Origin of the sequence: Massilia sp. R2A-15 (assembly GCF_030704305.1) — a bacterium.
Taxonomy (GTDB): domain Bacteria; phylum Pseudomonadota; class Gammaproteobacteria; order Burkholderiales; family Burkholderiaceae_D; genus JAFCUW01.
This window is the reverse complement of the sequence record NZ_CP131935.1, coordinates 3939691-3952252: the sequence shown is the minus strand read 5'-3', so window position 1 is coordinate 3952252 and position 12562 is coordinate 3939691. Positions and strand designations below refer to the sequence as shown.

Below are 12562 nucleotides of genomic sequence, written 5' to 3'. Positions count from 1 at the left end.
TTGCCGCCAATTCCAGATCGCCGTCCATGCCCTTCCGCAAAGAACCTCCTTACAGCCACGGCACCGTGGGCCGCAGCGCGATCGTCCTCGTCAACCTGGGCACGCCCGACGCGCCGACCCGCTCCGCCGTCCGCCGCTACCTGAAGGAATTCCTTTGGGACCGGCGCGTGGTCGAAATCCCGCGCGCGCTGTGGTGGTTCGTCCTCAACCTGATCATCCTGCCGTTCCGCTCCGGGAAGTCGGCCGCGAAGTACGCGAGCATCTGGACCCGCGACGGCTCGCCGCTGAAGGTGCACACGCAGGCGCAGGCCATGCTGCTGCGCGGCGCGCTCGGCGAACGCGGCCACGACGCGCTGCGCGTGACGATGGCGATGCGCTACGGCTCGCCGTCGCTGCCCGAGGTGCTCGACAAGCTCAAGGCCGAGCATTGCGAGCGCATCGTCATCCTGCCGGCCTACCCGCAGTACTCCGGCACCACCACCGGCTCGATCTACGACGCGGTATTCGCCCATTTCAAGGATGTGCGCAACGTGCCCGAGCTGCGCATGGTCAAGCACTATCACGACCACGACAGCTACATCGAGGCGCTGCACGACAGTGTGCTGAAACACTGGGAGATCAACGGCCGCGGCCAGAAGCTGGTGATGAGCTTCCATGGCGTGCCGAAGCGCACGCTGCTGCTGGGCGACCCCTACCACTGCGAGTGCCACAAGACAGCGCGCCTGCTGGCGGCCAAGCTGCGCCTGAAGCCGGACGACTACGTGGTGACCTTCCAGTCGCGCTTCGGCAAGGCCGAGTGGCTGCAGCCGTACACGGCGCCGACCCTGCAGCAGCTGGCGCGCGACGGTCTCAAACGCGTCGACGTGATCTGCCCGGGCTTCACCAGCGACTGCCTGGAGACGCTCGAAGAGATCGCGATGGAAGTGAAGCACGACTTCCTGCAAGCCGGCGGCAAGGAGTTCCACTACATCGAGTGCCTGAACGAGGAGCCGTCGTGGATCGCCGGCCTGGCCGAAATCGCCGAGCAGCACCTGATCGGCTGGCCGACCATGATGACGGCGGCGCAGCGCGAGGCGGAGAAAAAAGAGGCTGAGGTAGGCAGGGAACGCGCTGTTGCGCTGGGCGGGCGGTAGCGTCAAAGACGGGGACTCGGCGTCCCCGTCGCCCCGCAGGACCAGACCCCATCTACCTGTTAAAATGTCGGCCTTACGACAATGCCAACTCGCAATAGCAGATCACGGCCATCGCAAGCAGCGAGTAGGCGACGACGCTGGCGGAAATGAGTTGCAGCTTCATAACGGGCTCCTGGCCAAGGCCGCGCGATCGATTCGCCGCGGAAACCTTGTCAAACGCATAGTAGAGCCGATGCCTGTCGAGGAAAGATTCCGTTCCGTAAAAGTTGTAACAAAAGTTACGGCCGCGACCGCGAATACCCCTTGAATATGTACGGCATACCCCCATCTGGTGCGCATCGTGATGAGATCGACATCTCACGCCAACCGCCAAGTCTTTGATTTTAGGAGTGTTTCGATGCAAGACCAAGAAAACCAAGAAGTATCCCAGCCGATCGAAGGCGAGGGCGAAACCACCCAGACCCCCGCACTGAACGAACTCGAGCAGCAACTGTCCGCCACCGAAGCCAAGCTGGCCGAGATGCACGACGCCTTCATGCGCGCCAAGGCCGAAGGCGAGAACATCCGCCGCCGCGCTCAGGAAGACGTCAGCAAGGCCCACAAGTTCGCCGTGGAAAGCTTCGCCGAGGCGATGCTGCCGGTGCGCGACAGCCTGGAAATGGCGCTGAAGGTGGAGACCCCGTCGATCGAGTCGCTGAAGGAAGGCGTGGAAATGACGCTCAAGCAGATGACCGCCGCGTTCGAAAAGAACCGCCTGGTCGAGGTGATGCCGGCCGTGGGCGACAAGCTCGACCCGATGAAGCACCAGGCCGTGGCCGTCGTGCCGGCCGAGCAGGAAGCCAACACGGTGGTCAATGTGTTGCAAAAAGGTTACATGATTGCCGACCGCCTGCTGCGTCCGGCCATCGTCACGGCGGCGCAAGCAAAATAAAAGCCAGCCGCCGCGTTGCAAGCTCTTGAAAGCACGCAGTTCTTCCGCATATTCGAATAATCAAAAACTTAGTAACACATAAAAGGGAAAAATCATGGGCAGAATTATCGGTATTGACCTGGGAACCACCAACTCCTGCGTCGCGATCATGGAAAATGGTCAGCCAAAGGTAATCGAGAACGCGGAAGGCGCGCGCACCACGCCGTCGATCATCGCCTATCAGGACGATGGCGAGATTCTCGTCGGCGCGCCGGCCAAGCGCCAGGCGGTGACCAACCCGAAGAACACGCTGTTCGCCGTCAAGCGCCTCATCGGCCGCAAGTACGAAGAGAAGGAAGTGCAGAAGGACATCGCGCTGATGCCTTACCAGATCGTCAAGGCTGACAACGGCGACGCTTGGATCGGCGTGCGCGACAAGAAGCTGGCGCCTCAGCAGGTGTCGGCTGAAGTGCTGCGCAAGATGAAGAAGACCGCCGAAGACTACCTGGGCGAAGAAGTCACCGAGGCGGTCATCACCGTGCCGGCCTACTTCAACGACTCGCAGCGCCAGGCGACCAAGGACGCCGGCCGTATCGCCGGCCTGGACGTCAAGCGCATCATCAACGAGCCGACCGCGGCCGCACTGGCCTTCGGCCTGGACCGCACCGACAAGGGCGACCGCAAGATCGCCGTGTATGACCTGGGCGGCGGCACGTTCGACATCTCGATCATCGAGATCGCCAACGTCGACGGCGAGAAGCAGTTCGAAGTGCTGTCGACCAATGGCGACACCTTCCTCGGCGGCGAAGACTTCGACCAGCGCATCATCGACTACATCATCGACGAGTTCAAGAAGATCAACGGCCTGGACCTGAAGAAGGATCCGATCGCCCTGCAGCGCATCAAGGCTTCGGCCGAGCGCGCGAAGATCGAGCTGTCGTCGGCGGCGCAAACCGAAATCAACGAGCCGTACATCGCCATGGCGAACGGCGCGCCGGTCCACCTGAACCTGAAGATGACCCGCGCCAAGCTGGAGTCGCTGGTCGAAGAGCTGATCTCGAAGACCATCGAGCCATGCCGCACCGCGATCAAGGACGCCGGCGTGAAGGTCTCCGACATCGACGACATCATCCTGGTCGGCGGCATGACCCGCATGCCGAAGGTGCAGGAGAAGGTCAAGGAATTCTTCGGCAAGGATCCACGCAAGGACGTGAACCCGGACGAAGCGGTTGCCGTTGGCGCCGCGATCCAGGGCTCGGTGCTGTCGGGCGAGCGCAAGGACCTGCTGCTGCTGGACGTGACGCCTCTGTCGCTGGGTATCGAAACCCTGGGCGGCGTGATGACCAAGATGATCCACAAGAACACCACGATTCCGACCAAGTTCTCGCAAGTGTTCTCGACGGCCGACGACAACCAGCCTGCGGTGACCATCAAGGTCTACCAGGGCGAGCGCGAAATCGCCGCCGGCAACAAGGGCCTGGGCGAATTCAACCTGGAAGGCATCCCGCCGGCAGCACGCGGCACGCCGCAGATTGAAGTGACCTTCGACATTGACGCCAACGGCATCCTGCACGTCGGTGCGAAAGACAAGGCCACCGGCAAAGAGAACAAGATCACCATCAAGGCGAACTCCGGCCTGACCGAAGATGAGATCCAGAAGATGGTGAAGGACGCCGAGCTGAATGCCGCGGAAGACCACAAGCTGCGCGAGCTGGCCGAGTCGCGCAACCAGGCCGACTCGCTGGTACACTCGACCAAGAAGTCGTTGACCGAATACGGCGACAAGCTGGAAGCGGGCGAGAAGGAAAAGATCGAAGCGGCGATCGCCGACCTGGAAGGTTCGCTGAAATCGGCTGACAAGGCCGAGATCGACGCCAAGGTCGCGGCGCTGTCGACTGCATCGCAAAAGCTGGGCGAGAAGATGTACGCCGACCAGCAGGCGCAGCAGCAGGCAGCCGGCGGCGGCGCCGAAGGCGGCCAGCAGCCAGGCGGTTCGGATGCCGGCGCCAAGCAGGACGACGTGGTCGACGCCGACTTCAAGGAAGTCAAAGACGCAAAGTAAGACGCAGCATGGGTTGTATTAAAATGCCGAGCCGCTCACCCGGCTCGGTTTTTTTGCATATTGAGATAGTGTAGTCAGACAGACAGCAAGGTGCCTAAAAAAATGGCGAAGCGTGATTTTTACGAGATCCTCGGGGTCGCAAAGGGTGCTTCGGAAGACGAGATCAAGAAGTCTTACCGCAAGCTCGCGATGAAATACCATCCGGACCGCAATCCGGACAGTAAGGAATCCGAGGAAAAGTTCAAGGAAGTCAAAGAAGCCTACGAGATGCTGACCAATCCGGAAAAACGCGAAGCGTATGACCGTTACGGTCACGCCGGCGTCGATCCGAATGCGGGCGGCGGCGGCTTCGGCGGCGGCGCCGGCGGTTTCGGCGACGCGTTCGGCGACATCTTCGGCGACATCTTCGGCGGCGGCCGTGGCCGCAGCGCCGGCCCGCAGGTGTACCGTGGCGCCGACCTGCGCTACAACCTCGAGATCACCCTCGAGCAGGCCGCGCACGGCTTCGACACCACCATCCGCGTGCCGAGCTGGGACAAGTGCGACACCTGCCACGGCAGCGGCGCCAAGCCGGGCACCTCGCCAACCACTTGCTCGACCTGCGCCGGCCACGGCCAGGTGCGCATGCAGCAAGGCTTCTTCAGCATCCAGCAGACCTGCCCGAAATGCCACGGCAGCGGCAAGGTCATCACCGACCCGTGCGCGCCATGCGGCGGCCAGGGGCGGATCAAGCGCAACAAGACGCTGGAAGTGAAGATCCCGGTCGGTATCGACAACGGCATGCGCATCCGCTCGTCGGGCAACGGCGAGCCGGGCACCAACGGCGGTCCGCCGGGCGACCTGTACGTCGAGATCCACATCAAGCCGCACGCGGTGTTCACGCGCGACGGCGACGACCTGCATTGCGAGATGCCGATCTCCTTCGTCAAGGCCACGCTGGGCGGCGAGATCGAAGTGCCTACGCTGTCCGGTAAAGTATCGTTCACGATCCCTGAAGGCACCCAGTCGGGCAAGACGTTCCGCCTGAAAGCGAAAGGCATCAAGGGCGTGCGCTCCGGCTACGCGGGCGATTTGTTCTGCCACGTGGCAGTCGAAACGCCGGTCAAGCTGACCGACAAGCAGAAGGATCTGCTCAAGGAATTCGAGCGCCTGACGGTCGAAGGCGGATCGAAGCACAGCCCGCAAAGCAAGGGATGGATGGACAAAGTGAAGGACTTCTTCGAATAAGATGTCCGCAAGCCGCCCGGCCGCGCGAGCCCCGGGCGGTTTTTTTCACCGAATTCAAGCAAACAGGAGTCATATGGCTAATACCCCCACCGGCCTCACCGCCGCCGACCTTTTCGAACGCAACCGCGAATGGGCTGCCTCGATGGTCGCGCAGGACGCCGGCTTCTTCAAGGACCTGGCTTCGCAGCAGGCGCCGGAATACCTGTGGATCGGATGCTCCGACAGCCGCGTCCCCGCCAACGAACTGGTCGGCATGGCGCCGGGCGAGCTGTTCGTCCACCGCAACATCGCCAACGTCGTTGTGCACTCCGACCTGAACTGCCTGAGCGTGCTGCAGTTCGCGGTCGACGTACTGAAGGTCAAGCACATCATCCTGTGCGGCCACTACGGCTGCTCCGGGGTTGGCGCGGCGCTGAACGACACCCGCGTCGGCCTGGCCGACAACTGGCTGGGACACGTGCGCGACGTGCGCGACAAGCACGGCAAATACCTGGGCAATGTCGCCGGCACTGCCGCCGTCAACCGCCTGGTGGAGCTGAACGTGGCCGAGCAGGTAATCAATGTGGCGCAGACCACGGTGGTGCGCGACGCCTGGGCGCGCGGCCAGCCGATCACGATTCACAGCTGGGTCTACGGAGTGCACGACGGCCGGCTGCGCGACCTCGGCATCACCGTCAGCAGCTACGAAGAGATCGCGCCGAAGCTCGACGTGGTCCTCCAGGGCTACAAGTGAGCCAGTCATCGAATGCCGACGGCGAGCTGGCGCGGCTGCGCGACATCGTGCGCCAGTTCGTCGACGAGCGCGACTGGGACCAGTTCCACACGCCGAAGAACCTGTCGTCGGCGCTGAGCGTCGAGGCGGCCGAGCTGCTGGAGCATTTCCAGTGGCTGCAGAAGGGCGATGCGGCGGAACTGGGCGAGGCCAAGCTGCAGGAAGTGCGGCACGAGATGGCCGATGTGCTCGTGTATTTGATCCGGCTGGCGGACAAGCTCGATGTCGACTTGCACGCGGCGGTGCTGGAGAAGATGGTGCTGAACCGCGCCAAGTATCCGGCGGACCTGGTGCGCGGAGATATGCGCAAGTACAACGAGTACAAGAGCCGCTGATCAAAAGCTGGGGTCAGGTCCGCCGGACCTGACCCCGAAGTTCGGACCGCGGCGCATGCAGCATCGGGGTCTGGTCCGGCGGACCTGACCCCATCTTGGATGGGCCAATAGTGAGATCCCTGCACCTCGCATTCGCGCTTGCCTTTGCGTCCGTTGTCGCTCACGCCGCGGACGGCATGTGCACTTCGTCCGAAACCGTCTATTTTTCGTGCCAGACCGCCGGCGCGAAGTCGGTCGGCCTGTGCGGCGCCGCTCTTGGCCACCTTCAATACCGCTTCGGCAAACCGGGCAAATTGGAATTCTCATTTCCACCGGATGGCAAGGACGGTGCTCGCAGCATGCGGCTGGCGCACTATTTCCGCTATCAGGTTGATCGAACTGAAGTCACTTTCAGTAATCAGGGAAACGATTACGCGCTGTACGACTATACCGAGGACGGCAAGCGTAGTGCAGGCGTGCGTGTTGCGACGGCGGCGGGGAAGGAAGTCGATATCGCCTGCGTCAAGCTGGTGCAGAGCCGGCTCGGCGAACTCGATGGCGTGCTCAAGTGCGATGCGGACAATGCGCTCAGCATGGGCGCCTGCCCGACGAAATAACAAGATGGGGTCAGGTCCGCAGGACCAGACCCCGACTTCCTAGCGCGGCGCATGCAGCAACGGGGTCTGGTCCCGCGGACCTGACCCCATCTGGCTTTAGATCCCGCCCATGCAGATGTACTTGATGACCAGGTAGTCGTCCATCCCGTACTTCGAGCCTTCGCGTCCCAGGCCCGATTGCTTCACGCCGCCGAATGGCGCGATCTCGTTCGAAATCAGCCCGGTGTTCACGCCCACCATGCCCGATTCCAGCGCCTCGGCCACGCGCCACACGCGCCCGATGTCGCGCGCATAGAAATACGCCGCCAGCCCGAACTCCGTATCGTTCGCCATCGCGATGACTTCTTCCTCGGTCTTGAAGCGGAACAGCGGCGCCAGCGGCCCGAAGGTCTCCTCGGTCGCCACTTTCATATCGGACGTGACGTTGGTCAGCACGGTCGGCTGGAAGAAGCTGTGTCCCAGCTCGTGGCGCTTGCCGCCGGCCACCAGCTTGGCGCCCTTCGACAGCGCGTCGGCGATGTGCTCCTCGACCTTGACGACCGCCTTCTCTTCGATCAGCGGCCCTTGCGTAACGCCAGGCTCGACACCGTTGCCGACTTTGAGCTTGCCCACCGCGGCCACCAGCTTCTCGGCGAACTGGTCGTAGATCCCGTCCTGCACGTACAGGCGGTTGGCGCACACGCAGGTCTGGCCGGCGTTGCGGTACTTCGACGCGATCGCGCCTTCGACGGCGGCATCGACATCGGCGTCGTCGAACACGATGAACGGCGCGTTGCCACCCAGTTCCAGCGACAGCTTCTTGATCGTCGGCGCCGACTGCGCGGCCAGCAGGCGGCCCACGGCGGTCGATCCGGTGAAGCTCATCTTGCGCACGATCGGATTGGTGGTCATCTCCAGGCCGATCGATTTCGAGTCGCCGCTGATCACGCTGAACACGCCCTTCGGCACGCCGGCGCGCTCGGCCAGCACGGCCATCGCGAATGCGGAGAACGGCGTCAGCTCGGCCGGCTTGACGACGATCGGGCAGCCCGCCGCCAGCGCCGGGCCGACTTTGCGGGTGATCATCGCGGCGGGGAAGTTCCACGGCGTGATCGCCGCGCACACGCCGATCGGCTCGCGCGTGACCACCATGCGGCGGTCGGCCCACGGCGACTGCAGCGTGTCGCCTTCGATGCGCTTGGCCTCTTCGCCGAACCACTCGAAGAACGACGCCGCGTAGGCCACTTCGCCTTTCGCCTCCGGCAGCGGCTTGCCCTGCTCGGCGGTCATGATCAGCGCCAGGTCGTCGGCGTTTTCCAGCATCAGGTCATTCCACTTGCGCAGGATCGCCGCGCGCTCCTTGGCGTTCTTCTTGCGCCACGCCGGCCACGCCGCGTTGGCCGCGTCGATCGCCCGCTTCGTCTCGGCCGCGCCCATGTGCGGCGCGGTGCCGAGCGTCTCGCCGGTGGCCGGATTGGTCACGGTGAAGGTCGAGGCGTCGTTGGCGTCGCACCATTCGCCGTCGATATAGCATTGCTGGCGCAGCAGGGAAGGGTCTTTCAGGTTGAGCATCGTAGCCTCTCGATCATGGTCTAGTCCGTTATGGTAGACCTTTTTGCCACGTCGCGCCGGGGGGCGGGGCTTGTCCAACCGTGTTGGCACGATTATGTCAATAATAGTAAACTTTTGACAAGAGTTTCCTGATATCCGCCTTGCGCGCCGGATCCATTTTCGTTTTATCATGGATCCGACTGCGTCAACATCTTTACGGAAGACCAGCATGCGCCGCCCCATCGTCCTCGTCCCAGCCTGCAGCTGCAAGATCGGATCGCACCAGTATCACGCGGTGCAGGACAAGTACATCGACGCCGTCGTCAAGGGCGCCCACTGCGCGCCCCTGATCGTGCCGGCGCTGGGCGACGCGCTCGAACTCGAGACCATGCTCGCCGCGTGCGACGGCGTGATGCTGACCGGTTCCGCCTCCAACGTCCACTCCAGCCACTACGGCGAGGAAGTGCTCGACCCCGCGCTGCCGCAGGACCCCGCGCGCGACGCCACCACCCTGCCGCTGATACGCGCCGCGGTCCGGCGCGGCATCCCGATCCTGGCGATCTGCCGCGGCTTCCAGGAGATGAACGTGGCGCTCGGCGGCAGCCTGCACCAGGCGGTGCAGGAGGTCGTGGGGAAGATGGACCACCGCGAAAATCCCGAACTGCCATTGGAAGAACAGTACGCGCCGGCCCATCCTGTTTCGCTGACGCCGCTGGGCACGATGGCGCAAATCCTCGGCCCGGACGACATCATGGTCAACTCGCTGCATGGGCAGGGCGTCAACCAGCTCGCCCCCGGCCTGGCGATCGAGGCGCGCGCCGCCGACGGCCTGGTTGAGGCGTTCTCGGTGGCCGGCGCGCCCGGCTTCGCGCTGGCGCTGCAATGGCATCCCGAGTGGCGCATCACCGAGAACGCGGTGTCGATGAAGCTGTTCGGCGCCTTCGGCAAGGCGTGCCGCGACTTCCAGGCCGCGCGCGGGAGGCCGGCATGAGCCTTTGTGAAAAATGGGCCGCCCTGCGCGAGCCTTAGCGTCGCCCTCGACTCATCCTGCCCGGCGCCCGCCGCCGGCCGATCCAGACAATTGAGAGAACACGATGGCTATCCGCGAAAATTTTACCTACACCGACATGGACTTGTGGCTCAACGAAAAGCGAGTCACCGAAATCGAATGCCTGATCCCCGACCTGACCGGGGTCGCGCGCGGGAAGATCATGCCGCGCGCGAAATTCACCCAGGAGCGCGGCATGCGCATCCCGGAAGCGGTGCTCGGCATGACCGTGACCGGCAACTACCCCGTGGGCGACGCGCCCTACGACCGCGCTATCTCCACCACCGATCGCGACATGATCCTCAAGGCCGATCCGACCACCATCACGATGGTGCCGTGGGCGGTGGACCCGACCGCGCAGGTGATCCACGACTGCTATTTCTCGGACGGCGCGCTGGTCGATTTCGCGCCGCGCACGGTGCTGCGCCGCGTGCTCAAGCTGTACGCCGACAAGGGCTGGAAGCCGGTGGTGGCGCCCGAGCTGGAGTTCTACCTGACCGCCAAGAACATCGACCCCGACCTGCCGCTGCGCGCGCCGGCCGGCCGCAGCGGACGCGCCGAAACCAGCCGCCAGGTGTACAGCATCGACGCCGTCAACGAGTTCGATCCGCTGTTCGAGGACATCTACGACTACTGCGAGATGATGAACCTCGACGTGGACACCCTGATCCACGAGATCGGCGCCGGCCAGATGGAAATCAACTTCCTGCACGGCGATCCGATGGGCCTGGCCGACAAGGTATTCTTCTTCAAGCGCACCTTGCGCGAGGCGGCGCTCAAACACGACATGTACGCCACCTTCATGGCCAAGCCGATGGCCGGCGAGCCGGGGTCGGCGATGCACGTGCATCAGAGCGTGATCGACACCAAGACCGGCATGAACATCTTCAGCAGCGAAGATGGCGCGGCGGCGCCTATCTTCAAGCACTACATCGGCGGACTGCAGCGCTACATGCCGTCGGCGATGGCGATCGTCGCGCCCTACGTCAACTCCTACCGCCGCATCGTGCGCCACACCGCCGCGCCGATCAACATCCAGTGGGGCATCGACAACCGCACCGTCGGCTTCCGCGTACCCGAATCGGGCGTGCAGGACCGCCGCGTGGAGAACCGCATCATCGGCGCCGATGCGAACCCGTATCTGGCGCTGGCGGTCACGCTGGCCTGCGGCTACCTCGGCATGACCGAGCAGCTCGAGCCGACGCCGATGATGGCCGGCAGCGCCTACGAGATGCCGTTCGAACTGCCGCAGGGACTGCCCGAAGCGCTGGCGCTGCTGCGCGGCGAGGACAAGCTGCGCGCTGTGCTGGGCGAGCGCTTCGTCGACGTCTACGCCGCCATCAAGGACCTGGAGCACCAGGAATTCATGACCGTCATCAGTCCGTGGGAGCGCGAGCACCTGCTGCTGCACGTGTAAGCCAGGAGCCACCATGGAAAAAATCGACACCCGCGCAATCCAGCAGCTCGATTCGGCGCACTACCTGCATCCCTTCACCGACCACCTGGCGCTGGCCGAGAAAGGCGCGCGCGTAATGGTGCGCGGCGACGGCATCTGGTTGTGGGACTCGGAGGGCAACCGCATCCTCGACGGCATGTCCGGCCTGTGGTGCGTGAACATTGGCTACGGGCGCACCAGCATGTGCGATGCGGTCTACAAGCAGATGCAGACGCTCCCGTTCTACAACAGCTTCTTCAACACCACCAACGTGCCGGCGGTGCAGCTGGCGGCCAAGCTCGTCGAGATATCGCCGCCGCAGTTCAACCACGTCTTCTTCACCGGGTCGGGCTCGGAGGCCAACGACACCATCGTGCGCATGGTGCGGCGCTACTGGGAACTGAAGGGGCAGCCGCAGCGGCACGTCATCGTCAGCCGCAAGAACGCCTACCACGGCAGCACCATCGCCGGCACTTCGCTCGGCGGCATGGCCGGCATGCATGCGCAGGGCGGGCCGCTGGTCCCGGGCATCGTGCACATCGACCAGCCAAGCTGGGTCGAGCACGGGCACGGCATGAGCCAGGACGAGTTCGGCCTGGTGGCCGCCGGCTGGCTGGAAGAGCGCATCAAGGAACTGGGGCCGGACAATGTGGCCGCCTTCATCGGCGAACCGGTGCAGGGCGCCGGCGGCGTGATCGTCCCGCCGCGGACCTACTGGCCGGAGGTCCAGCGCATCTGCGACAAGTACGGCATCCTCTTGATCGCCGACGAAGTGATCTGCGGCTTCGGCCGGCTGGGCAGATGGTTCGGCTCGGAACTGATGGGCATCAAGCCGGACCTGATCGCGTTCGCCAAGGGCGTCACGTCAGGCTACATCCCGCTGGGCGGCGTGCTGGTGGGCGACCGCGTGGCGGGCGTGCTGACCGGGGAGGGCGGCGACTTCAATCACGGCTTCACCTATTCGGGGCACCCGGTCGCGTGCGCGGCGGCGCTCGAGAACATACGCATCATGCAGGAAGAGGGGCTGGTGCAGAAGGTGTCCGAGGACACCGGGCCTTACCTGAAGCAGCAGTTCGCCACGCTGGGCGAGCATCCGCTGGTGGGCTACACCGACAGCCTGGGATTCGTCGCTGGCCTTAATCTGGTGCGCACGAAGGGCGCGACGGTGCATGACTGCGAAGTGTTCGATGGCGACGATGGTGTGGGGATGATCTGCCGTGCGCATATGTTCGACGCCGGCATCATCATGCGCGCGGTCGGCGACCGCATGATCATCGCGCCGCCGCTGGTGATGACGCGCGCCGAGATCGACGACATGATCGGCCGCATCCGGCTGGCGCTGGACAACACGCTGGCTGAATTGCGCACTCTGGGTCTGGCTTAGTGTCCCCATCGCGCCCGTCGTTCCCGCGAAGGCGGGAACCCATACGTCGCGTGCCTCACCGGCGAGCGTATTCATTCAGTCTCAGCATGGATTCCTGCCTGCGCAGGAATGACGGTTTGACGTGCGCTGG

At 64.0% G+C, this 12562-nt stretch carries 11 protein-coding genes; 10 read left to right on the top strand and 1 reads right to left on the bottom strand.

Annotated features, from left to right (window positions below; translation table 11 throughout):
* Nucleotides 1-26 precede the first annotated feature (26 nt).
* The 7 genes from hemH (at nt 27) to Q4S45_RS18150 (ending at nt 7035) form a co-directional block, all read left to right on the top strand.
* On the top strand, nt 27-1133 hold the full coding sequence (gene hemH / locus Q4S45_RS18180; protein WP_305506711.1) for a ferrochelatase: 1107 nt from the start codon (nt 27-29) through the stop codon (nt 1131-1133).
* A 397-nt stretch (nt 1134-1530) separates the two neighbouring features.
* A complete protein-coding gene (gene grpE, locus Q4S45_RS18175; protein WP_305506709.1) occupies nt 1531-2064 on the top strand; it encodes a nucleotide exchange factor GrpE in 534 nt (177 codons plus the stop codon).
* 94 nt (nt 2065-2158) lie between these two features.
* A complete protein-coding gene (gene dnaK, locus Q4S45_RS18170; protein ID WP_305506707.1) occupies nt 2159-4105 on the top strand; it encodes a molecular chaperone DnaK in 1947 nt (648 codons plus the stop codon).
* Between the two features lie 102 nt (nt 4106-4207).
* Entirely contained in the window at nt 4208-5332 is a 1125-nt protein-coding gene (gene dnaJ / locus Q4S45_RS18165; protein WP_305506705.1) for a molecular chaperone DnaJ, read from the top strand.
* A gap of 73 nt (nt 5333-5405) precedes the next feature.
* A complete protein-coding gene (gene can, locus Q4S45_RS18160; RefSeq protein WP_305506703.1) occupies nt 5406-6065 on the top strand; it encodes a carbonate dehydratase in 660 nt (219 codons plus the stop codon).
* The gene (locus tag Q4S45_RS18155; protein ID WP_305506701.1) at nt 6062-6439 is read left to right on the top strand and encodes a nucleotide pyrophosphohydrolase; all 378 of its coding nucleotides are present in this window, start codon (nt 6062-6064) and stop codon (nt 6437-6439) included. The genes can and Q4S45_RS18155 overlap by 4 nt, the downstream gene beginning before the upstream one ends.
* Before the next feature lie 176 nt (nt 6440-6615).
* The gene (locus Q4S45_RS18150) at nt 6616-7035 is read left to right on the top strand and encodes a hypothetical protein (protein WP_305506700.1); all 420 of its coding nucleotides are present in this window, start codon (nt 6616-6618) and stop codon (nt 7033-7035) included.
* 96 nt (nt 7036-7131) lie between these two features.
* Here Q4S45_RS18150 and gabD read toward each other — a convergent pair whose 3' ends face one another.
* Complete coding sequence (gene gabD, locus Q4S45_RS18145) at nt 7132-8586, bottom strand: NADP-dependent succinate-semialdehyde dehydrogenase (RefSeq protein ID WP_305506698.1); 1455 nt, start codon at nt 8584-8586, stop codon at nt 7132-7134.
* 208 nt (nt 8587-8794) lie between these two features.
* Between gabD and Q4S45_RS18140 the strand changes: the two genes are divergently transcribed.
* The 3 genes from Q4S45_RS18140 to Q4S45_RS18130 all read left to right on the top strand — a co-directional run bounded on the left by Q4S45_RS18140 (nt 8795) and on the right by Q4S45_RS18130 (nt 12432).
* Entirely contained in the window at nt 8795-9556 is a 762-nt protein-coding gene (locus tag Q4S45_RS18140; RefSeq protein WP_305506696.1) for a gamma-glutamyl-gamma-aminobutyrate hydrolase family protein, read from the top strand.
* Between the two features lie 103 nt (nt 9557-9659).
* Entirely contained in the window at nt 9660-11030 is a 1371-nt protein-coding gene (locus Q4S45_RS18135; protein WP_305506694.1) for a glutamine synthetase family protein, read from the top strand.
* 13 nt (nt 11031-11043) lie between these two features.
* Nucleotides 11044-12432, top strand: a complete 1389-nt coding sequence (locus Q4S45_RS18130; RefSeq protein WP_305506692.1) for an aspartate aminotransferase family protein — start codon at nt 11044-11046, stop codon at nt 12430-12432.
* Nucleotides 12433-12562 lie beyond the last annotated feature (130 nt).